The organism is Novosphingobium oxfordense (genome assembly GCF_044029435.1).
Classification (GTDB): domain Bacteria; phylum Pseudomonadota; class Alphaproteobacteria; order Sphingomonadales; family Sphingomonadaceae; genus Novosphingobium.
The window spans coordinates 196,697-220,718 of the sequence record NZ_CP147008.1; the positions used below are offsets into that span (position 1 = coordinate 196,697).

Genomic DNA, 24,022 nt, shown 5'->3' on the forward strand with positions numbered 1-24,022 from the left:
CGCTCCTGTTTCGAGCAAAGGGAAACTCATGGCCGCGTTGAACAGCAAGTCAGCAAATATCCGTTTCGCCGAAGGAAAACGCCGACTGCTGCTAGGCGCGGGTGCCGTTGCACTCAGCCTGCCGATGCTCCCCACCCTCGCCCGGGCGGAGAACTACACCGTCAACAACGAGACCGAACTGGCCGACGCCATCGCTGCGGCCAATGCCAGTACCGATCCCAGCGCGCGGATCGTGCTGGGATCGAGCTTTTCCGTTAGCTCCGCGCTGCCGCCCGCGACCAAGCCGATCGAGATCGATACGGGCACCTTCGTGCTGACCGGCGCCACATCGCCCCTCACCTTCAGTGGTAATTTCGACGGCGGCCTCCTCACGCTGAGCGGCTCCATCGCCGGCAGCTCGTCCGGTACGGTCACCTCCGGGCTCGTTCTGTCGCGAACGACCGGCAGTTCCACCATCTCTCCGACAGTGGTCAACAATGCCGCGATCACCGGCGGCAGCCAGAGCACCACGGGCGTGGCAGGCGTTCAGGGTGTTTCGGTCGGCGCCCTGAATTTCGTCAACAACGGGACCATTACCGGCGGCAGCGCTATCTCTTACACCGGCAGCGGCCTCAACAGCGGCGCCGGTGTGAGCATGCCGTCCAGCACCACGCTGCAAAACAATGCCGGCGGTCTGATCCAGGGCGGCAGCAGCCAGGGCGCGGGCGCTGGAGCAGGCGTCTATGCCGGCAACGGCGGCACCATCATCAACGCGGGCATCATTCGCGGAGGCTCCGATGTGAATGGTGTCGCTACCGGCGCGGCCGCAATACGCGGTCAGGGTTCCGCCACGACCGCGATCACCAACACCGGCCTGATCGAGGGTGGCGTGGGCGCTGCGGCGATTGCACCGGAAGGTAGCACGGTCTGGAACGCCCTGATCGTCAACAGCGGCACCATTCGTGCGGGCGCAGGCAGCGTCGATGCAATCCAGTTCGGTGGCAACGGTACTAATGCTCTGACCCTTGAACTACACGCCGGATCGGTGATCGAAGGAAACGTCACCGCCAGTGGCGGGAACGGCAGTAACTTCCGGCTCGGCGGCGATATCGACGACTCGTTCGACATTTCAAGCATCGGTCCCACTGCGCAGTATCGCGGGTTCGGCAATTTTCAGAAAACCGGCGCCAGCACCTGGACCCTGTTCGGCAACAGCAATCAGGTAACTGGCTGGACTATCGATCAGGGTAAATTGCTCATCGGCGACGGTGACATGACTTTCACCAGCATCTTCAACTATGGTGTGATCGAGTTCAGCGGCAGCGGCAATGTGACGACTGGCGGCGTCAGCGGAACCGGCTCCGTCATCCAAAGCGGCAGCGGCACCACTACTTTGGGCTCTGGAAACAACAACTATACCGGCGGCACCACGATCACCGGCGGCACACTGGTCGGCGTCACTGACACTTCGCTGGGGGACAGCGCGAGCGCCCTGACGATCGATGGCGGCACTCTGCGGCTGACTGGCGGCTTCTCGTCGACGGCCACCCGCACCGTAACGCTGGGTGCCCGCGGCGGCACATTCGACATTACCACGGCGAACATCGGCTATACGATCAGCAATGGCCTCACGACCGGCGGAGCGCTGGTGAAATCGGGCGCGGGCACGCTTACCCTGCTGGGTGACAATGGCTACACTGGCGGCACCACGATCGATGCCGGCAGCCTGGTGGTCGGCAACGGCGGTGCCACCGGCAAGATTGTCGGCGACGTGCTCGACAATGGTTCGCTCACCTTCAACAGTTCGGCCGACTGGAGCTTTGACGGTGCAATCTCCGGCACCGGCAGCTTTACCAAGGGCGGCACCGGCGCCGTGACCATGACGGGCGCCAGCACCTATACGGGCGCTACGTCGCTGTCCGGCGGCGGCAAAATCCTGCTGACCGGCGGCGCGATCGACGGCACCTCCGCCGTCACGATGACCGGAGGAAGCTCCCTCATCGTCGATGGCGATGGCGCGAAGCTCAACAGCGTCGGTGCCCTGACGATGTCGAACGGCGTCGGCAATGTCCTCAGCGCGCTCAACGGGGCCGATATCTCGGTGGGAAGTGTCACGCAGGCGAATACGGGCGCGACGAGTCTTGCAACGATCAACATTATCGGCGCCGGCTCGACATTCACCGACACCGGAACATTGGCGGCAGCGAGCGGAACCATATCGGGCACCGCAAACATCAACGTCCTCGACGGCGGCTATATGAGTTCGGCGAGCACGGTCACGCTGGGTAATGCCCAGTTGGCTACCAACAGCCGCGCGAACGTTATCGTCTCCGGCGCAGGCTCGCAGTGGGCAATCGGCGGCGCGCTTACCGCGCGGCGTGGATCGATCACTGTCGCCGCTGGCGGCACACTGAGCGCGGCCAGCGCGGTGTTCGGCTATGCCGCCGGTACCAGCGCCAACAATCCTCTGGTCGATATTCTGGTAACCGGCGCAGGGTCGCAGCTTTCGACCACCGGAGCGCTCAGCTTCATCAACACCGCCACGAATGCCCAGGCGCCCACGCTGACCATTGCCGACGGCGGCCTCGTCACGGTCGGTGGCGGCACCTTCGACATGGGCGCCAATCTGGGCGTCCTGAACATCGGCGGCGCGGAGGGCGCGGCGGCGACCGGCGCGGGCACCCTGGATGCTGACTTCGTGACGACCGGTTCCGGCAGCCGGATCAACTTCAACCACACCGATCCGCTCTACAGCTTCGATGCGCTGATCAGCGGCGCAGGCGTGGTGAACCAGGTTTCCGGCACCACTGCGCTCACCGCAAACAACAGCTACACCGGCGCCACCACCATCTCCGGCGGCACCTTGCGCATCAACGGCGACCAGTCGGCCGCAACCGGGCTGACCAGCGTCCTTGCCGGTGGCACGCTTGGCGGCAGCGGCATCGTCGGCGGTGACGTCACGGTTGCCGACGGCGGCACGATCGCGCCGGGCAACAGCCCCGGCACGCTGACCATCAACGGCGATCTGACGCTCAACAACGGTTCGCTGCTGGCCTTCGAATTCGGAGACGAAGGCGTTGCCGGCGGGTCGATGAACGACATGCTGGACGTCAAGGGCGACCTTACGCTGGACGGCACGATCAACGTTACCACCTCAGCCGGCGGCAGCTTCGATACCGGCATCTACCGCGTCGCCGACTATGGCGGAACGCTGAACGACAACGGTCTCGATGTCGGAACCGTGCCCACGGGCGCCACCGCCTATATCCAGACTTCGGTGGCCGGGCAGGTCAACCTCATCAACACCGGCGGCCAGACGCTCAGCTTCTGGGACGGTGCGACGGGCGGCAAGTTCGATCATCAGATCACCGGCGGCAGCGGCGTGTGGCAGGCCGGCACCGGCAATGACAACTGGGCGCTGGCCGACGGTTCGGTCAACGCTGCCTATTCGGACGGCACTTTCGCGGTGTTCACCGGCACGGCAGGCACCGTCACGGTCGACAACAGCCTTGGCGCCGTGACCGCATCGGGCATGCAGTTCGCCAGCGACGGCTACCGGATCGCCGGCGGCGCCCTCACCCTGACCGATGCGCAATCGGTGATCCGCGTGGGCGACGGGACTTCCGCCGGCGCAGGCTATACGGCAACGATCGCCTCGGTCCTGACGGGCACCGGCGGCCTCGTGAAGACCGATCTCGGCATGTTGGTGCTGACGGGCGCCAATACCTATACCGGCGGCACTTACCTCGACGGCGGCGTGCTTTCGGCCGGGGCGGACAGCAATTTCGGCAGCGGCGGCGCGCTCAACTTCGATGGCGGCACACTGCGCTGGACGGGCTTGTCCTACGCCCCCACGCGCACGATCAACTGGGGCGCGAATGGCGGCGGTTTCGAGATCATGGGTTCGACTGCCATCCTGACGATCAGCCGGGACCTCAATGGCGGCGCGCTGACCAAATCCGGTGCAGGCAGGCTTACCCTCACCGGCGACGATGTCTTCAGCGGCGTGACCATCTCTGCCGGTGCTCTTCAGATCGGCAATGGTGCGACCGGCACGCTGACGGGCAACATCGTCAATAACGCTACGCTCGCTTTCGCCGGCTCCAACTCCTGGACCTACACGGGATCGATCACGGGCACGGGATCGATCACCAGCATCAGTTCCGGCACCGTTACCTTCACAGGCGACAGCAACTACACCGGCGGGACGACCCTTGCCAGCGGAGGAGGCACCTTCCGCTATCTCGGTGGCACAGTCACCGCCGGCGGCGCCACGTCGCTGACATCGAGCAATCTGACCGTCGATGCCGGCGCGACCTACAGCACCGCTTCGGTTTCCGCGCGATTTCCGCGCGATCGACCACGAGTTCGGCATCGGCCGTCCGCGTCATCAATGGCGGCGTGCTGAATGCAACGGGCGCGCTGACCCTGCAAACGGCGCTCGGCACCACTCTGGCCTCGCTTGAGGTGTCGGGTGCCGGCTCGCAGGCACATATCGGCAGCACCATCGCGGCCGGCACCACGGCGGCCGGGAACACCGCCATCAGCATCGCCGACGGCGGCAAGCTCACCACCGGCGGTGCGACCACCGTGGGCGCTGCGGCGGGCAATGCCAACGGCGCTCCCACCATCACCATCGACGGCGCGGGCAGCGACTGGACCAGCCAGGGCGCGCTGACGATGACCAACGGCGACCTGTCGCTGACCAATGGCGGCACGGCCACCTTCACCGCGATCACCGTCGGCAGCGCGCCGGCCGCGTTCCCGGCCGACATCCTGGTATCCGGCGCCGGATCGCAACTGACCGCCAGCAGCGGAGACGTGACGCTGGGCACCGGTTCGACCACGAGCACGTTCACCCTGCGGGACGGCGGCGCAGTCGACATCGCCGGATCTCTGGTTCTGGCAGGCGCCACGAGCGCAACCGGCATCCTCAACATCGGCGGCGGCGAAGGTGAAGCCGCAGTCGCAGCGGGCACGCTCAACGCTACGGCCGTGACTCTCGGTAGCACCGCTTCGCCGGTCAACTTCAACCATACCGATCCGCTCTACAGCTTCGATACGCTGATCGGCGGCGTGGGCGTGGTGAACCAGGTTTCCGGCACCACGGTCCTGACCGCGAACAACAGCTACACCGGCGCGACCACCATCTCCGGCGGCACCTTGCGCATCAATGGCGACCAGTCGGCCGCAACCGGGCTTACCAGCGTTCTTGCCGGCGGTACCCTAGGCGGCAGCGGCATCGTCGGCGGCGATGTGACGGTTGCCGACGGCGGCACGATCGCGCCGGGCAACAGCCCCGATACCCTGACCATCAACGGCAACCTCACGCTCAGCAGCGGTTCGCTGCTCGACTACGAGTTCGGCCAGTCGGCCGTGGTGGGTGGGCCGCTCAACGACCACATCGCCGTCAACGGTGATCTGACGCTGGACGGCACGATCGACGTGACGGTGACGCCGGGCGGCGAATTCGGCGCCGGTCTCTATCGCGTGGTGAGCTACGGCGGCACGCTGACCGACAATGGCCTCGATCTCGGCACGATGCCCGCAGGCAGCGACGTTTCCGTCCAGACCTCGGTCGCGGGACAGGTGAACCTCGTCAACACGGGCGGTCTGACCCTCAGTTTCTGGGATGGTGTGGCCGGCGCGAATTTCGATGGGCAGATCACCGGCGGCGACGGCGTGTGGCAGGCCGCCAGCGGCAACGACAACTGGACGCTGGACGACGGCTCGATCAATGCCGGTTACTCGGACGGTGCGCTGGCGATCTTCGCCGGCACCGGCGGCACGGTCACGCTGGATGGCAGCCTGGGCACGATCAATGCTTCGGGCATCCAGTTTGCGGCAGACGGCTATATACTTACGGGCGATGCCCTGACGCTGACCTCGGCCCAGTCCATGGTCCGCGTGGGTGACGGCACCACGGTCGGCGCCGATTTCATCGCCACAATCGCATCGACGGTGGCGGGCAATGCCCAGCTTGTGAAAACCGACCTCGGCACGCTCATCCTCACCGGCACCAATACCTATGCCGGCGGCACGGCCATCAACGGCGGCACCCTGCAAGTTTCGAGCGATGCCAATCTCGGCGCCGCCTCGGGCGGGCTGAGCCTGAATGGCGGCACCCTCCATACGACGGCAAGCTTCACGACGAGCCGCGCCGTCGCGCTCGCAGGCAATGGCAGCTTCGAAACGGATGCCGACACCACGCTCGCCCTCGATGGCCTCGTCTCCGGCGCGGGCGGCCTGACCAAGGCCGGTGACGGCACGCTGACCCTCACGGCCGACAACAGCTACGCCGGCGCCACCAAGGTCGCAGCCGGAACGCTGCTTGTGAATGGCAACCAAAGCGCTGCCACTGGGTTGACCAGCGTTCTGGCGGGCGCAACCCTGGGCGGCACTGGCACGATCGGCGGCAATGTCGCACTGGCGGACGGCGCGACCCTTTCGCCGGGCGCTGGCGGAACCGGCACGCTGACCATCGCGGGCGACCTCTCGCTGTCTTCCGGCAGCAAACTGGACTTTGCCTTCGGATCGGCGGGCGTCGCGGGCGGAACGCTCAACGATCTGGTGAACGTGGGCGGCGATCTCACGCTGGACGGTACGATCGATGTCTCTGCTTCGGCGGGCGGCACGTTCAGCATCGGCGTCTACCGCGTGTTCAATTACGACGGGACGCTCACCGACAATGGCCTCACCGTGGGTACATCGCCAGCGGGCAGCAACCTGACGGTGCAAACGTCCATCGCCGGACAGGTCAACCTGGTGAACAGCGCGGGGCTGACGCTCAACTTCTGGGACGGCGGCGCCGGTGGCAAGAACAACGATGCCATCAACGGCGGTAATGGCGTCTGGCAGAACAACACCGGCGGCAATGATAACTGGACCGATGTCGATGGCTCCATAAACGCGCCCTACAGCCAGGGCAGCTTCGTGGTCTTTGGCGGCACTGCCGGCACGGTGACGGTCGACAACAGCCTGGGCAATGTTCGCGCGGCGGGCATGCAGTTCACCACATCCGGCTACACGATCACGGGCGATGCCATCGAACTGACCGAGCCGACGACAGTCATCCGCGTCGGCGACGGCAGCACGGCCGGCGCCAGCTTCACGGCGACGATCGCTTCCGCACTCACCGGTGACACGCAAGTGGTCAAGACGGATGCCGGTACGCTGATCCTTTCGGGCGCCAACACCTACACCGGCGGCACCCTGATCGATGGCGGCACTGTGCAGATTGCCGCGGACGCCAACCTGGGCGCGGCGGCAGGCGCGGTAACCCTGGACGGCGGCACACTGGCAACCAGCGCCAACCTTGCCAGCAACCGTGAGATCCAGCTTGCAGGTGCCGGCTCCATCTCGGCCGCAAACGCCACGACCTTCACGCTGAATGGAACGGTCACCGGCACGGGCGCTCTTACCAAGGCAGGCCTCGGCACGCTGGTCCTCACCGGGGACAACAGCGACTATACCGGCGCCGCGACCGTCGCTGCCGGTACACTCGCAGTCGATGGCCGATTGGGCGGCACGCTCGCCGTCGCCGCTGAGGGGCGCCTGGAAGGCACGGGCCATGTCGGCAGCGTGACCAATGCCGGCACGATCGCACCGGGCCGCGACGGTTTCGGCACGCTGACGGTGGACGGCGACTATACCGGCGCCGGCGGCAAGCTGCTGATCGAGACCGAACTGGGCGGCGACACCTCTCGCACCGACGTGCTGTCGGTGAGCGGGGCGACCTCGGGCAATACCACCGTCTCGGTGGTCAATCGCGGCGGGCTTGGCGCGGCCACGGTGAACGGCATCAAGATCATCGACATCGCCGGCGCCTCGAACGGCACGTTCACGCTGGCTGGCGACTACACCTTCCAGGGCGATCAGGCCGTGATCGCGGGTGCCTATGGCTACCGTCTCGTCCAGAACGGCGTCGATACGCCCACCGACGGCGACTGGTACCTGCGTTCCAGCCTGCTCGATGCGGGGACCTCTCCGGAAGTGCCGAACGTGCCGCTGTACCAGCCCGGCGTGCCGGTCTACGAGGCCTATGGGCAGACCCTGCTGACGCTCAACGAACTGGGCACGATGCGCCAGCGTATCGGCGACCGTCAGTCGGCCATCGGCACCGACGGGCAGCCCTCCAGCATCTGGGGCCGCATGGAAGGCCAGCGCTCGCGCCCCAATGCGACCGCTTCCACCAGCCTCAGCGACGTCAACGTAGACAGCTGGAAGATGGAACTGGGCGCGGATCACGTGATCAGCCAGCGCAGCGACGGCGCCGCCCTGATCCTGGGTGTGGTGGGCGGCTATGGCCAGGCCAGCGCCAAGGTCATGTCGATCTTCGGCGATGGCAGCATCAAGACCAAGGGCTACAGCCTTGGCGCCACGCTGACCTGGTTCGGCCCGCAGGGCTTCTACGTCGATGGGCGCACGCAGTTCACCTGGTTCGACAGCACGCTGAAATCGGCAACGCTGGGCACGCTTGCGAAGGGCAACGACGGCAATGGGCAGGCCTATAGCCTCGAACTGGGCAAGCAGTGGTCACTGGGCGGTCGCCTCTCGCTCACGCCGCAAGTGCAGATGGTCTATTCGACCGTCGACTTCGACCGCTTCGTCGATCCGTACGGCGCCAGCGTGTCCTCGAAACTGGGCGACAGCCTGAAGACCCGTTGGGGCCTCTCGCTCGACCGGCAGGATGCGACGAGCAAGGTCTATGCGGTGGCAAGCCTCAGCTACGAATGGCTGGACGGTACCGTTGCGGATGTCTCCGACACCGCGATCGCGCGCCAGAACGACCGTCTCTGGGGCGAACTTGGCCTTGGCGCCAACGTCATGCTGGGTAACGGCCTGACGCTTTACGCCGAAGCCAGCGGCAAGACCGCGACGCACGATTTCGGCGACAGCTATGCCCTGAAGGCCAACGCGGGACTTCGCTTGGCGTTCTGATGAGAAATGGGCGCCTGTCATGCAGGCGCCCATTCTTTGCGCAACCGATGCAGCCGCTATTGCGCGGCGCTTATTACTGATTTTTATTGGAAATATTTAGACACTACGGATCACGCGACGGATCGCTATCATCAACAATATTAGCTGGTGATTTCTGCGTTATTTGATACGCTTGCGGGTCTGCGCCGTGACGATCACAGTTCGGTGATGCATGGCGCGTCAGTGCGACGCTGGGATGCCCTGTTCAGGAAATTTCCGCGTTCCTATCGGTGGTTATGCTGATGCCGTCACGAAGGGCACGAGTGGCAGGACTGCAACGCGCGGCAAAACCCGCATGCCCCGGGCCGAGCGATCGGCACTCTCGAAGAATATGGTACGGCAAGCGATCGCCTTCGATCGGCGTTTTCGTAAAAGGATCGTCGATCTGCGCGTCGATGCTGTTGGCGGGCTGCATGAGCCTGCCGGCGGTGCGCACGGCGGAATGCGGCTTCGCCCCCGGCCCTGCCATCACCTATTCTCCGGACGGGAAGACCGCCCATGCGCGGATCGACGTGCTCACCTACAATATAGAGGGCCTGCCCTGGCCGGCGCGCCGCAATCGCGCACCTTTCCTGAGAGAAATCGCCGAACGCCTGGCGGATTTTCGTGCGCAGGGGAAAGGCCCGCAGATCATCGTCTTCCAGGAAGTCTTCAGCAACACGGCCTCGCGCGCGGTGGTCAATTCCGGATACCAGAGCCTTACCGCAGGCCCGCGCGCACGATCGCGGCAGGATCCGAATACCGAAGGCCCGCTACCCGGCCGCAACCGCGTCTTGAGGGGGGAAATCCGCGCCAACTTCCTGTCCAGCGGATTGGTAACGGCAACCGACTGGCCGATCGTCTCCACCAGTTATCGACCGTTTGCCCGGGGAAGCTGCGCCGGCTTCGACTGCCTGTCGAACAAAGGCGTTCTCTACGCCGAAATCGCAATTCCGGGCGTGCCCGGCACCATCGACGTCTTCAACACGCACATGCAGGCCCGCCGCGCATCGCGCGTATCGGAAGAGCGCCACGCACCGGCGCACCACCGGCAAACCGTGGAGCTTTCGCAGTTCGTGGATTCCTCCGGAGAGCCGGATCACCCGACGATCGTCGCCGGTGACTTCAACATGCGGAATTCCGATATTCGCTGGGACCTTTTCAAGCGCAAGATCACCATGGACAACGTCCATCGATTTTGCGCCGATCCCACCGAAAAATGCGAAGTTCTTCAGGACTGGGAGCATCCCGATCAATGGCGGCGCGTGCAGGACAAGCACTTCTTCGCCCCCGGCGAAGTCGTGAAAATCCAACCGGTGCGCGCCGAAGGGATGTTCGACGATGGGCCAAGCGGCCCGGTCCTGTCCGATCACGAAGGTTTCCGCGTGGTCTATGAACTGAGCTGGCCGGCGGACACACCGGCCGTCGGCCCGGCATGCCCCGCGCAAACGGCCACGGTACGACCACCCGCCCCCTGACATTTGAGATCCGCACGCGACTTCTGGAGAACGGCCATGCGATCAATTCTTGCAATCACCTTCGTGGCAACACTGCTGACAGCGGATGCCGCCATCGGCCAGGAGCAGGAACCCGCGCCGATGACGTTGCAGAACGAGCGCGCGCAGCCAACGGCGCAGAACCAGGGCGGGCTGGAAGCCGTTCTTCACCGCGATGCCCGCTTCAGCGGCCCGTTTCAGTCGGTAACGGGGCCGCGCACCGACCTGAACCTTGGCTGGGAAGTGCGCTCCATCCGCGTACGCAGCGGGGAATGGCAGATCTGCACGGGCCGCAACTATACCGGCCGCTGCACCACCGTCGATCGCGACCAGCCGATGCTGAACCCGCAATTTCGCGACGTCGTATCCATGCGCCCGACCGGAGGATGGGGCACGGGCGTTGGCCAGTCGCTGCGCGGTGCCGCTTCCGAATTCTTTCCCGCGCCGCGCCGAAACGGGCATCGCATCGAATGCCGCAGCGGAGCCAGTTGCGCCCGCCAGGAAGCGAACCAGTTCTGTCGTTCGCTGGGATGGCTTGTCTCCCGCAGCCAGGCGACCGAGACCGAGAATGGGAAGACCTACGTCGCGGATGTGCTTTGCGCCCGCGCATTGCTGTAATCTCGGCGCTCTTCACCTAGAGCGTTTTCTAATCAGGTGGAATCACCTGATGACTCGGAAAACGCGGCAAACCAAAATCTTAGAGCAGTTGATCCGATGCAATCGGATCAACTGCTCTATCCGCCTGCTCCAAACCGGCTGGCACAGAGATTTATCCGTTCATCAACGTGTGAAGACGCCCGAACCTTGCCTGTCGTGAAGAGAGCATCCGCGCCGATTTGCGCCAAGAGGACATTTCGGTAGCAGAACTTGTAGCGCGGCCGGTCCCCTGCCGCGAAGCCGGCCGCTTGGGCCAATTCCGCCAGCCGTGCCTCGGCCGCAGCGACGGCCATGTCTCCGAACACCCAGTTCTGATCGGACAAATGGCTTATCAGGCATTCCGGCGTGGCCAACACGGGAAAGCGCGCCCGATCTTCTCTCGCGATCATCGCGGCTGCTTCGATCCACTTCGATACGCGGGCCAGATCATCGCCGTCGGGCGCGGCGTGGGCGCAAGCCTGCGCGACGATCCATCGCGGCGGCAGGCCCCTTTTCATCGCTTCGGCAAGGCCAAGGATATGGTGTGCGCCCGTGCCCGCCACGCGCAGTTCGGGTGCGGTGTCGCCATTGGCCTGCCAGCGGAGCACCAGCGCCTTGGCCCAATCGTGCCACAGGATTGCACCTGCCACAGTATCCCCGTCGATCCGCGCCCCCTCCGATCGATAAGAGCGGACGAGCGCCATGCCGCTCTCCAGATTGGTGGCGATGTGTTCGGCCAGCCCGCCCGGCCAGCTATGGTGCGAACCGCTGTTGCCGCCCGGCGCCGTCAGCACCGGCACAGCAAGATGGGGACATGCGCCGTCCTCTCCCTCCAGCGGGGGAAACAGCATCGCGCGCGCCTCTTCCAAGCCGAACTTGCCGTCCAGCAGGCCGCGTTCTGCCAGCGCGGTGACAATGGTCCGCTGGGCCTCCCGGTCAAGACCGATGCGATGCCGCACGCAATCGCCCGGAACCAGCAGCGCCCCCTGCGTGAGACGGCGCGCCTCGGCATCTTGCAGCTTGCCGGCGGCCTTGATGACGGTTCGCCGCGCCCGTTGGAACAGTGGGGATGCTTCCGCGACTTTCGCCATGGCTTCATCGGGCGAAGCCTGGGCGTGCGCAGACGCCGGTGACAGGCCCAGCACCGCAATAACAAGGAAAAACCAGCGCATTTCAAAAGCTCCTGTCGATCCGAACGCCGATCACGCGGCCAGTTGCGATCGTCTGGCTGACCGCGCTGGAATGGCGACCGACGGTGCTGCGATAGGCGTGATCCGCCAGCAGGTTGCGAACGAAGAACCGGACCGTTCCAAACGCCGCCATTTCGCGCGCGATGTTGAAATCGATCTGGCTGGAAGGCCGCACCCATACATCGAGCGCGGATCCATCCAACACCGAATTGCCGGACGCAGACCGGCCGAACAGCCCATATTGCTGAAGATAGCGGCCGGTCCATCGCCCGGTAACCGCGCCCGACCAGCCCCGCCCGCTGTAACCCAGTTCGACCGAAAGGTTGCGCTCCGGCGCATATTGCATGTGTTCGACGGGATCGAGCCGGGGGTTCTTCAGCCGCACGCGGGCGTGAAGCAAAGTCGTCTGCGCCGATACGCGCCATCCTTCCAGCGCCCCGTCCAGCCGGGCGAGCGGCAGGTTTGCACTGAACTCGATGCCGGCCAGACGGGCAGTGCCGCCATTCGTCGGCTCGATCACCACAACGCCGGTCTCGTCCCGATCCGCCGCATTCGCGTAGTCGCCGCCGGCATCGTAGAGGTAATGCTTCAGCCGCTTGGCGAACAGGGCGACGCTGAACCGCGCCTCATCCGGCGCGCGCCATTCGAAAGACCAGTCGAAATTCAGCGCGCGCACCGCGCGAAGATCGGGATTGCCGCGGATCACCTCCACCGCGCCGGTGTCCGAATTCTCCACCGTCGCGCTGCCGGCTAACTGGCTGGAGGACGGCCTGACATAGCTGGTCCAGAGCGTGGCGCGCATGGCCTGCCGCGCGCCGGGATTCCAGCGCACGCCTATGCTCGGAAGCAAGGCGTCGAAATGCGCGCGCCCCCGGTTCCAGCCATAATCGATACCGCCCGCATCCACGCCGTCATTGCCGCTCACCCAATAGCGGGCATCGATCCACGCCCTTTCGGCGCGCAGCCCGGGCGCGAGGATAATCGGCCCCGCCGCGATCCGCGCCCGCGCGTAAACGGCCGCCACGGTCTCCGAAACGGTGAAACTCTGGCCATAGAGTTCGTCCGGCGAGAGCACGGGCGCGGCGGCCGCGCGAATACGCGCGAGCAGGCGCTGACGATCGACCAGCGGCAGCGCGAAATCGTAAATGCCGGGCAGGATCGCGCCGATCGATTGCGTCACCAACCCACTGCTGCCCAGCGTCGTGCCGGAGGGGAACACGTCGTCGTAGGTCACATCCGTCACCTGCCCCGCCCGGCGTGAGCGAGTCATGGCGAGCCCAGCGTCTATCAAACGCAAGCTGCCCGTCTCCGAACGTCGGCTGGCGGCCAGTTCCCCGCCGAATCGATGGTCGCTGCTACGCTGGCTGCGGACTTCGCCCTGAAGTCGGACTGGAAAATTCGATAGATCCTGCGCCAGCCGAGCATCGGCGGCGGTGAGCAGCGGCACCGGATAGCCGCCTTGCATGCCGATGGAGACGCCGTTCTCCAGCCGGGTGGCCGTAGGGTCCCAGAAGGATACTTCGACATGGTCCGGCCGGCGCGTCACACCGCTTCCGGCATAGAGGCGCAGGCGCAAGTCGGTCCGGCCCAGCGCAGCGTTCAGGCCCGTCTGGCCCAGCAGCATCGAACTGCGCTCGGGATTCGTCTGATACCAGTATCGGATCGCGCCGTTGGTGCTTGCCTGTGCGTAAAGCCCGTTGCCGATCGGCGTGCGCGTGATGTCACCCGCGCTGCTGCCGCTCTGGAAGCCGAGTTGGTAGATGTCCTGCTCGGTCCGGCTTCCGGCAAACGTCAGCCGCGCGAACAGGCGCAGGCTGGAGGAAGCCTGATAGTCGAACGCGGCCATCGCGCTGGTACTGTGCGTAGTGCCGCGCGTGAACTGCGCGTTGACGCTGGTGGGAAGCAGGTTGCGCGCCGGATCGATCCCGGCCGGACTGCGGCCCTCCGCATCCACCACGCGGAATTCGACAGTTCCCTGCTGGTATGTCTGCTGGCTGTTCGCGAAAGCGCGGCGGCCGGCCTGCGCGGTGATCGCGATCCCCAGTCGGTCCCCGGCACCAAAGCGGCGAACATAGCGCAGGCCCAACTGGCCGTTCCCGGCGTCCTGGCCATAGCGGCGCGCATTGGTGTCGATCCCGCCTGCGGCAACCAGCTTCAGCCCTTGCGGAGAGCCATCGAAGGCGGAAGGCGCGCGAATATCGATCACCGCGCCGGTGACGTCTCCCGCCCTTTCCGGCCCCGGCACTTTCACCAGTTCCAGCGCCGCGAACCCGAAGGATGGCAACATGCCCAACTGCACTTCACGTCCATAAGGCAGGCTTTGCGGCATGGCGACGCCGTCGATCGTCGCCAGACTGTAAGCCCCGCCCAGCCCGCGTATCGCCGCAAACTGCCCCTCGGCCCGCGCCGCCCGGTCGTTCCCGCCAAGGTCGCCCTGAAGATTGGTGGTCAGGGTCAGCACGCCCGGCATGCGCGCCACCGCTTCAGCCAAATTGCGGTCGGTGGCGGGTGGCTGGTCGCCAGGCAGAGTGTCGGCGGCGGGCGCTGGCTCTCCGGCGCCTACAAGATCGACCGGGCCGCTGCGCAGGCCCTGGACGAAGATCGCCTCCCCCTCACTTGCCGGGATAGGAGCCGCGACGGCCGGACGCGCCGCCTTGCGACGGATCGGCAGTGAAGGGCGCGCCGGGCGCATGATCGATACGCCCTTCCCCTGCCGCCCGATGCGGACCGACAGCCCCCGCGTCATCTGGCGCAGCGCCGTATCGAAATCCTGTGCGTCGACGGAGCCGGAGATCATGCCGGCAATGCTTTCCGGCGCGAACAATATGTTGCGCCCGCTTTGCCGCGCCAGCTCCATCAGGGCACGGTCCAGCGGCCTAGGCGCGATCACGAAACGCTGCTGCTGCGCCAGCACGGGCGGCGCGGCAAGCACGGCCGCCAAGGCGAGAGCCGAAAGGCCGCCCTGGACCAGCGCCGTGTGTCGATGGAACCGCATTGTCCGGCCAGCCCGCTTCAGGTCATCGCGGCTCGATCTCGTAACCCTTTGCGGTGCGCGTCCAGCGGACCGGGTGGATGGAGGCCAGGGCGGAGAGGAAGGATTCAAGATCGGCCACGGCATAGGCCCCGCTGACCCGCAAGTTCGCCAGCGCCGGATCGCTCAAGACCACGCGCGGCGCGCCCTGATCGGCAAAGGCGGCCAGCGCCGCTTCCAGCGAACAGCCGGAAAAGACCAACCGGCCTTCGCGCCAGGCCAAGGCGCCGTCCGCGTCCACTTGCTGCACTTGCGCCTGCCCGTGAACGACTTCCACCTGCTCACCCGGGCGCGGCGCGGCCAGCATGGCATTCCCTTGGCGAACCTCCAGCGCGCCGCGTGCCAGAACCACGGCGATCGGGCGATCGGGCCGGTTGCGAACCGTGAACAGGGTGCCCTTGTCGACCACCGAGACATCGCGCGCATCCACCGCAAAGCCGCGCCACTGATGGACCACATCGAACACGGCCTCGCCCTGCTCAAGCGTAACCTGCCGACCGAGCGGCCCGATCCGGGCGCTGATCCGCGTATTCGGCGCGAGCCATACGTGAGAGCCATCCGCCAGCGCCACTTCGCGGCGATCCTGCGCAGTGGCGAAACTCGCACTCTCCGGTTGCACGAACCACAAGGCCAGCGCCGCCGCCGCCGCACCGCCCAGAGCGAGACCGCCCCAGCCAAGGTTCCGTCGGCGTACAACAGCACGCTCCCTGCCCAGTTCCGGCGCGTCCGCAAACCCCGCCGAGGCCGCGAAACCGCCATGCCGCGCAGCGGCCGGCGCAGCGGCCCAGGCGCGGCTTACCAAGTCGGCGGCGGCAGCATGTTCGGGCCGCTCGCGCAGCCAGTTCAGGAAAGCGCCCCGCTCCGCCTCGTCCATGCCGGTCCGCGCGCGCGTCAGCCACATCGCAGCCTGCTCCAGCAGCGCATCATCCTCCACGGGTTTGGGAATTCCGCCATCGGTCATGATTGAGGATCCGCCAGCATCGCCGCGAGCCGCGCCAGACTGCGCTCGACATGGCGCGAGACGGCCTTGGGCTCCACGCCCAGGCGCGCGGCCGCTTCCTTGTGGCTCATCCCCTCCACCCGCACCAGCAGGAACGCCTCACGCGCGGCGGGGGACAGGATTTTCATGGCTTCGGACAGGGAATGCAATTCGTCGCGCCCGATCAAGATGCGTTCGGGGTCATCCGTCCCCTCGTCCTGCAAGTCGTTTTCGATGGCGACATGATTCCCCTCCATCCGCGCTTCGCTTCGCCGGTATTTGTCGATCAGCAGGTTAGACGCAGCGCGGAGCAGAAATCCCCGCCAACTGGTGATCTTTTGTGGATCGGGACCTGCGGAGATGACCCGCAAGTACACGTCCTGAACGAAATCCTCTGCATCTTCGCCGTACCGGACCCGGCGGCGGAAATAGCTGCGCAGGGTGGAGCGATGATCCTCCAGCGCGTCAGCCACACCCGTCAACACCTGCCTGGGCGGCCCCGCATCGATCCGCGCGCGATCTTCGCCAGTGTCCGGGCCAGTGTCCGGCCCAGTGTCGGGCCCAGTGTCGGGCCTTGTGCCGACACCGCTTGCCTTGCTCATTCGCGACACTCCGAGAGACACGTTCGTGGGCCCCTTAAGACCGGGTGGTTGCACCTCTGTGACCACGATGGCGGCCGCGACGCCGGCTCTCTTGAAGCCGTAAACCGCGGCCCATAGCCGCACGACGATGACAGGTTCGTGACGGCAAAAAAATAGAATCCGGAAGGGGGAATCCGCAAAAACGCTGCGTCTCGGCTGGCGTGGGGGGCGAACGGTCTTCGTCCCGCCAGGGAAGGAAAACCATGCTTTCTTTGAACGCGAAATCGATACTGCTTACAGGCTCTGCCATGCTGGCCGTGGCACTGCCCGGCATGGCCGTGGCACAGGAAACCCAGGACAAGACCGCCGCCGGCGCGGATGGCTACAACTCCGGCGAACTCGTCGTCGTCGCGAAGCGCAGCCAGACCACCGACGTGCAGATCGCATCGGACAAGGCGATCTCGGTCCTGTCGGAAGAGGACCTGCAGCACACCGCCGTCCATAACGTCGCCGAAGCGCTGGGCCTGATGCCCAGCGTCAACGTGATGAACACAGGATCGTCGTTCTTCGGCGGCATCGACGGCGCCTCGCGCGGCGAAGGCATGTTCGTCTCGATCCGCGGCCTCAACGCCGAATACAATGTCAACCTGATCAACGGCGTCAATGTGGCGCAGGGCATGCCGTACAGCCGGCAGGTCAAGCTCAGCCTGCTGCCGCCTTCGGGGCTGAACACGATCGTGCTGAACAAGGTTTCCAGCGCCGACATGGATGGCGATGCGATCGGTGGCACGGTCGATTTCCGTACGCCCACCGCGTTCGACTACAAGGAGGACCTCCACGTCGCCCTCACCGCTTCGGGCCGCGTCGAAACGCGCGCCCGCGACTATGGCGACAATGGCCTTGGCGGCGGTTTCTCGGGCGAAATCTCCAAGCGTTTCGGTTCCGAGGGCCAATTCGGCGTTTATGCCAGCGGCTACTATGACGAACGCCACTTCGCCAACAGCGAAATGGCCGGCGCGGCGGCGGCGCAGAGCGACGGCGGCTGGGCCTATCTGGTTGCGCAGGACTTTTCCGGCACGCCCTATGCCGGGATCGACCCGCAGAAGAACATCACCCAGACCGGCGTGAACATCGGCGTTTCTTCGGGCTACACCACGCGCTGGGGCGGCAATGCCTCGCTCGACTGGCATCCGGACGACACTCTCCAGATCTACCTGCGCGGCACTTATGCCTACGCCAAGACCGAGCAGAACTCGACCTTCAGCCAGTATGCTTCCTCCAGCAAGTCCTACAGCGAGCTTGTGCCCGGCAGCGGTCGTTACGGCCTCAGCGTAGACCAGATCTCGACCCGTGTGTGGTACGAGACCAACCCCGAAATCGCCACGCTGGCAACGGCGTCATTCGGCGGCACGAAGGAAGCCGGAAGCTGGACGATTTCGCCCCAGGTCTTCTTCAGCGAAGGCCACAACAACCGGCCCGGCCATATCGAAGCCTCCATCCGCAACAACCAGTCGGACAACTACAACCACGGCAGCACCAGCCCGCTGGGCGGCCTTTCGATGAGCTACAAGGACAACCTGCCGCAGCCGCTGTTCACGCCGGAAATCCTGGACCAGCTGGACAATGCCGGTGAAGTGCTGCTCGCGCGCCGTGCAGGCCAGTACACCTATCAGACCAGCGGCCAGACCAAGTGGGGCGGTCGTCTCGACCTGGAACGCAAGTTCGAGGGATCGGTGCTGCAATCGATCAAGTTCGGCGGCAAGTATTCCGATTCCAGCCGCAAGGTGACGAACCGCGACTGGACGAACGACCACTTCGGCAACCTGCTGGGCGAAGCCGGGGTGACCTGGGCCGATCTGGGCATCGTCAACGGTACGTACGATTCGGTATTCCCGGGCGTCTACGGCTGGAGCGTGCCGAAGGTCGATCAGGACAAGTTGAAGGAATACTTCTTCAAGTATAAGACCGACGCTTCTTTCGACAGCTGCGGCGATCAGCTTTCCTATACCGACAACATGAACTGCAACACGCAACGCGGCAGTGAACGCGTAGCTGCCGGCTATGTGATGGCGAACATCCAGAGCGGCGATCTGGAAGTGATCCCGGGTCTGCGTTTCGAACATACCTCGATCGACAACACCTACTGGGTGCTGCGCAGCGATGCGGACGGCAATCCGGTAACCGGCAATTTCGAAACCAACCACACGCATTACAACGAATTTCTGCCCAGCGTGCTGGTCAACTATCGCCCGACCGGCAGCAGCGTCTATCGCGGCGCAGTCTGGTGGTCCTACACCCGTCCGGCCTTCGTCCAGCTGGGCGGCGGTGCGCAAGTCGATGTGGGCGATACGACCACGACGATCACGATGGGCAACCCCAACCTGAAGCCGGTCAAGTCCCTGAACGTCGATCTTTCCGGCGAATGGAAGATCACGCCGAGTGGCTACTTCAGCGCCGGCGGCTTCTACAAGCACTTGCGCAATTATCTCTACGACAACGGCAGCGGCTATGTGAACGGCAATGAACTGCCGGACAACAACGTCATCACCATCATGCCGCAGAACGGCGGATCGGGCGATGTCTACGGCCTGGAAATGCAGTTCCGCAAGAAGTTCACCGAGGCGCCGGGCATCCTGGGCGGCTTCGGCATCGGCGGCAACCTGACCCGCCAGTGGACCAAGGTGGACATTGGCGACGGCGTGCAAAAGCGCATCCAGAACGCACCGTCCCTGCTGGGCGATGCGCAGGTGTTCTGGGAACAGGGCAAGTTCAGCATCGACATGATCTACCACTACAGCGGCCCCTACGTGTCCAGCTACAATGCCCTTGGCCTGGGCACCTGGGACGATATCTGGATCCGCCCGATCCAGACCGTAGACCTTCATGCCGGATACGATTTCGGCGGCGGCGTTCGTGCCGACCTGTCGGTGGCGAACCTCTTCGGCGCCTACACCTACTGGTCGCATATCGGGCGCGACACGCTCGCCCTGTCGGACGTGGTCGATTCCGGCACCACCGCCCTCATGACTGTCAAATTCGCCTTCTAAGCCTGTGAGAAAGGGCACGGCGCTCTCGCCCGCGTGGCGCCGTGCCCTTTTCGAATACCCATTCCCCCCCTGCGTGAGTTCGATCATGAAATACCGCCTTCTCGCCGCCGCGCTCCTCACTTTCGCCAGCGCCATTCCAGCAATGGCCCAAACCACGGTTCAGGCGCCCACCCCATCCGACGACCTGTCCCGCACCGCGCGCGGCGATGCGCGTGAGCCGGGTGGCGCACGGCGCCTGCATGGCGACATGACCGAAATCTATCGCCGGCTGAACGTCGATGGAGAGGTGCGAAACGTGATCCTGCTGATCGGCGACGGCATGGGCGATTCCGAAATCACCCTGGCGCGCAACTATGCGGAAGGGGCTGGCGGCTTCTTCAAGGGGATCGATGCACTGCCCTTCACCGGACAGTACACGCACTATTCGCTCGACAAGGCGACCGGCAAGCCGAACTACGTGACCGATTCCGCCGCATCGGCAACCGCATGGTCCACCGGCGTAAAATCCTACAACGGCGCGATCGGCGTAGACATCGCCGAAAAGCCCCATGCCTCGCTGCTGGCGCGCGCCAAGGCCGCCGGCCTCGCCACCGGCGACGTCTCTACCGCCGAGATCGAGGATGCCACCCCCGCCGCACAGGTCGCCCACGTGACGCAGCGCAAGTGCTATGGCCCCGTCGCCACCGGCGCCGCCTGCCCCACCAACGCGCTGGAAAACGGCGGCGCGGGATCGATCGCGGAACAGCTTCTCGATACCCGCCCCGATGTCACCCTTGGCGGCGGTGCGGCAACGTTCGACGAACAAGCGCGCGCGGGCAAATGGAAGGGCCGCACGCTTGCAGCGCAGGCCAAGGCGCGGGGCTTCCGCGTGGTCCGCAACGCCGATGAGCTTGGCCAGGTTACGACGGCGGACCAGAAGCAGCCCCTGCTCGGCCTGTTCGCGCCCGGAGACATGCCGGTCCGCTGGAAGGGCCCCAAGGCCACTCTCCACGGCAACCTCGAAAAGCCGCCGGTGACTTGCGAAGTGAACGACGCGCGCACGAGCGATATCCCCACGCTGGCCGATATGACGCGCAAGGCGATCGGCCTGCTCGGCAGCAATCCCAAGGGCTTCTTCCTGCAAGTGGAAGGCGCCTCGATCGACAAGGAAGACCATGCCGCCAATCCTTGCGGCCAGATCGGTGAAACCGTCGATCTGGACGAAGCCGTCCAGGCTGCACTCGCTTTCGCAAAGGCCGATGGTCACACGCTGGTGATCGTCACGGCGGACCACGCGCATAGCAGCCAGATCATCGGCAACGGCAGCCACGCGCCCGGCCTGACCGCCGCGCTCAACACGCGTGAGGGCGGGGTGATGACGGTCAGCTACGCAACCGCCGAAACTGGCTCGCAAGGCCACACCGGCACGCAACTGCGTGTCGCCGCCTATGGCCCCAAAGCGGCAAACTTCTCCGGTCTGCTGGACCAGACCGACATGTTTTACATCATCCAGGATGCCCTGAAGCTGCCGTAAGGCGGAAGGTCCGGCCATCCGCCATGGCCGGACCTTCCGTTGTCTTTTCCGAAGATCCGTTCAAGGAATATCCCGATGCCTCTCGACCGCCGCTCCCTTCTCAATCGCGGCCTTGGCGCCGCCGCGCTGGCCGGGCTTCCCGCCTCGCTGGCCCGCGCCGCCGCGATTCCTGCGGCGCGGCGTTCGGGAACGATCGCGGACGTGGAGCACATCGTGATCCTGATGCAGGAGAACCGGGGCTTCGATCACTACTTCGGCACGATGCCGGGCGTCTGCGGGTTCGGAGACCGCTTCCCCATCCCCGTGCCCCCGGCGCCCGACGGTACGGCCATGACCGTGTGGGACCAGCGCGACGGCACCGCCGCCAAACCGCGCGTGATCCGGCCATTCCACCTTTCCACGCGGGAAAATTTCGATCTGATGCGGATGAAGGGAACCCCGCATCACTGGCCCAACGCGCAGGCGGCATGGGATCACGGCCGCATGGCCCACTGGCCCGAAGCGAAGACCGAACGCGCGATGGCCTATTACGCGCAGGAAGACATTCCCTTCCAATGGGCCATGGCGGACACCTTCACGCTCTGCGACGCCTATCACTGCTCGATCCAGACGGGCACGAACAGCAACCGGCTCTATCTGTGGACCGGCACCAACGATCCCCACGCGCTGGCCGGCGGGCCGGCGATCGACAATGTGGACGACGATCTTGGCAAGCCGGAAAGTGCGCATCCGCGCTTCTGGTGGAAGACCTATCCCGAACGGCTTGAGGATGCCGGCGTCAGTTGGGGCCACTATCAGGACATGGCGGACAACTTCGGCGACAATCCGCTGGCCAACTTCACGCAGTACCGCGCGGCCTATCGCGGCGATCCCGGATCCCGCGCGGCGCTGCGCGACAAGGCGCTGACCACGCGCACGATCGACCAACTGCGGGAGGATGTGGTTCACGGCCGACTGCCGCAAGTGTCCTGGATCGTCGGCACGGCGGAGGGTTCCGAACACCCCGGACCGTCAAGCCCGGCGCAGGGCGCCGCCTATACCAGCCAGATCATCGATGCGCTGACGGCGGATCCGGACGTCTGGGCCAAGACGGTGCTGTTCATCACCTTCGATGAGAACGACGGCTTCTTCGATCACGTCCCGCCTCCCGCCCCGCCATCGCCCGATCCCGACGTGCCGGGCGGCTTCGCGGGCGCCAGCACCGTTTCGACCGACGGCGAGTACCACCGGATCGAAAGCGACTGGGCATCGGGAGACGAACAGATCTATCGCGGCCGTCCCTACGGCCTTGGCCCGCGCGTCCCTGCCTATATCCTCTCGCCATGGTCGCGCGGCGGCTGGGTACATTCCGAAGTCTGCGATCACACCTCGATCCTGCGCTTCGTCGAGACTCGCTTCGGTGTCCAAGAACCGAACATTTCACCCTGGCGCCGCGCGATCTGCGGGGACCTGACCGGAGCCTTCGATTTCGCCCACCCCAATCGCGCGGCCACGAAGCTGCCCCAGACCACCGAAGCGCGCGACCGGGCGCGGGCCATCCGCAGCCAGCCCGATCCCACCGCCCCGGACAACGGGGCACATCCGGTTCAGGCGGCCGGTCTGCGCCGTTCACGCCCGCTCGGCTATGCGCTGGACGCGATCGACCATGTCGATGTCGAGAAGAACGCCATAGCCCTCACCTTTTCGGCGCAGGGAACGATGGGCGCGGTGTTCCATGTCTACGACTGCCTCGATCCCGCTGCCATTCCCCGCCGCTATACCGTGACGCCCGGACAGTCCCTCACCGGAGAGTGGCCGCTGACGGGGAAGGACGGCCAGTACGATCTATGGGTGCGCGGCCCAGCGGGGTTCCATCGGGCCTTTGCCGGCACCCGCGAAGCCTCCCGCCAGATCGGAGCCATCGACTGGCACGTCGGCGCAGGCGAAATCCGGATCGAGGCCATGGCAGGCAACGGCGCGCTGGCAATCGCGCCGGCCGCCTATTCCCAACATCACCAGCCCTGCACTTTGCCCGCCACGGGCGGATCGCATCGCTGGAACCTCAAGCCGACCGCCGGTTGGTACGATCTGGTGATTTCCCTGCCCACGCACCCCGGTTTCCTGCGCAGACTGGCCGGCCGCGCCGAAGGCGATTGGATCCCGACGACCGATCCCGCCATCGGCACGACTCCATCGTGAGCCTGCGCGCAACCGCATATCCGGATAGCCGAACCTCGCCCTCAGCCTTCGCGCCCAGCGATGCCGTGCGACGACATCGCTGGCAAGTTCAGTCGCTCTATCGCGCGCTTCAGCCGGATGCGCCCTGCCAATCGGGCACGGATGATGTCGAGGCCCGCCTCGGCATCCGCCTCTTCCCCGCAGACGAACAAGTCGACTGCCGCGATCCCGTGTTCGGGCCAAGTGTGGATCGAAATGTGCGATTCTGCCAGCAGGGCCACGCCGGTCACCCCCATGCCGGGGCCGAAATGGTGCAGGCGGACATCCAGAACCGTGGCGTGGGCGGCCGCAGCCGCTTCGCGCAGGGTCGCTTCGATCAGCGCGAGATCGCCTAGGCCGCTGCAGCCTTCGATATCGGCGATGAGGTGAAGGCTGTTGCCGGGGGTATGCGCCAT

13 protein-coding genes are annotated in these 24,022 nt (G+C 65.4%); 7 read left to right on the plus strand and 6 right to left on the minus strand.

The window, feature by feature from the left end; translation table 11 throughout:
* Nucleotides 1-28: 28 nt before the first annotated feature.
* Together WBP07_RS23900 and WBP07_RS23905 are read left to right on the plus strand one after the other, a co-directional pair.
* Nucleotides 29-4,387 (plus strand): beta strand repeat-containing protein, encoded by a 4,359-nt coding sequence (locus WBP07_RS23900; RefSeq protein WP_395397576.1) that lies wholly within the window; start codon nt 29-31, stop codon nt 4,385-4,387.
* Nucleotides 4,381-8,919 (plus strand): autotransporter outer membrane beta-barrel domain-containing protein, encoded by a 4,539-nt coding sequence (locus WBP07_RS23905; protein ID WP_395397577.1) that lies wholly within the window; start codon nt 4,381-4,383, stop codon nt 8,917-8,919. Before WBP07_RS23900 ends, WBP07_RS23905 begins: the two co-directional genes overlap by 7 nt.
* Before the next feature lie 244 nt (nt 8,920-9,163).
* Here the strand turns inward: WBP07_RS23905 and WBP07_RS23910 are convergent, their stop codons facing one another.
* Nucleotides 9,164-9,373: a hypothetical protein gene (locus tag WBP07_RS23910; RefSeq protein ID WP_395397578.1), complete on the minus strand. Its 210-nt coding sequence runs from the start codon at nt 9,371-9,373 to the stop codon at nt 9,164-9,166.
* On the opposite strand from WBP07_RS23910, the gene WBP07_RS23915 reads away from it, so the two are divergent.
* Nucleotides 9,372-10,415 carry an endonuclease/exonuclease/phosphatase family protein gene (locus tag WBP07_RS23915; RefSeq protein ID WP_395397579.1) on the plus strand — a complete coding sequence of 348 codons (1,044 nt, stop codon included), beginning with the start codon at nt 9,372-9,374 and terminating at the stop codon, nt 10,413-10,415. The two genes, WBP07_RS23910 and WBP07_RS23915, sit on opposite strands and share 2 nt — an antisense overlap.
* 36 nt (nt 10,416-10,451) lie before the next feature.
* Nucleotides 10,452-11,051, plus strand: a complete 600-nt coding sequence (locus tag WBP07_RS23920) for a hypothetical protein (protein ID WP_395397580.1) — start codon at nt 10,452-10,454, stop codon at nt 11,049-11,051.
* A 116-nt stretch (nt 11,052-11,167) separates the two neighbouring features.
* On the opposite strand, the gene WBP07_RS23925 is transcribed toward WBP07_RS23920, so the two are convergent.
* From WBP07_RS23925 to WBP07_RS23940, 4 genes are read right to left on the minus strand one after another with little or no spacing between them, the layout of a single operon-like run.
* A complete protein-coding gene (locus WBP07_RS23925; RefSeq protein ID WP_395397581.1) occupies nt 11,168-12,241 on the minus strand; it encodes a hypothetical protein in 1,074 nt (357 codons plus the stop codon).
* A gap of 1 nt (nt 12,242) precedes the next feature.
* Nucleotides 12,243-15,254, minus strand: coding sequence for an outer membrane beta-barrel protein (locus WBP07_RS23930; protein WP_395397582.1), 3,012 nt, complete (start codon nt 15,252-15,254; stop codon nt 12,243-12,245).
* A gap of 22 nt (nt 15,255-15,276) precedes the next feature.
* Nucleotides 15,277-16,251 (minus strand): FecR family protein, encoded by a 975-nt coding sequence (locus WBP07_RS23935; RefSeq protein WP_395397583.1) that lies wholly within the window; start codon nt 16,249-16,251, stop codon nt 15,277-15,279.
* Nucleotides 16,248-16,871, minus strand: a complete 624-nt coding sequence (locus tag WBP07_RS23940) for an RNA polymerase sigma factor (protein ID WP_395397584.1) — start codon at nt 16,869-16,871, stop codon at nt 16,248-16,250. Before WBP07_RS23940 ends, WBP07_RS23935 begins: the two co-directional genes overlap by 4 nt.
* 242 nt (nt 16,872-17,113) lie before the next feature.
* Here WBP07_RS23940 and WBP07_RS23945 point away from each other — a divergent pair, with 242 nt between their 5' ends.
* From WBP07_RS23945 to WBP07_RS23955, 3 genes are all read left to right on the plus strand, one after another.
* Nucleotides 17,114-19,897 (plus strand): TonB-dependent receptor, encoded by a 2,784-nt coding sequence (locus tag WBP07_RS23945; RefSeq protein ID WP_395397585.1) that lies wholly within the window; start codon nt 17,114-17,116, stop codon nt 19,895-19,897.
* An 85-nt stretch (nt 19,898-19,982) separates the two neighbouring features.
* Nucleotides 19,983-21,410, plus strand: a complete 1,428-nt coding sequence (gene phoA / locus WBP07_RS23950; protein ID WP_395397586.1) for an alkaline phosphatase — start codon at nt 19,983-19,985, stop codon at nt 21,408-21,410.
* 75 nt (nt 21,411-21,485) lie between these two features.
* Nucleotides 21,486-23,588, plus strand: a complete 2,103-nt coding sequence (locus WBP07_RS23955; RefSeq protein WP_395397587.1) for a phosphocholine-specific phospholipase C — start codon at nt 21,486-21,488, stop codon at nt 23,586-23,588.
* Nucleotides 23,589-23,629: 41 nt separating this feature from the next.
* Here the strand turns inward: WBP07_RS23955 and speD are convergent, their stop codons facing one another.
* Nucleotides 23,630-24,022 (minus strand): adenosylmethionine decarboxylase, encoded by a 393-nt coding sequence (gene speD, locus WBP07_RS23960; protein WP_395397588.1) that lies wholly within the window; start codon nt 24,020-24,022, stop codon nt 23,630-23,632.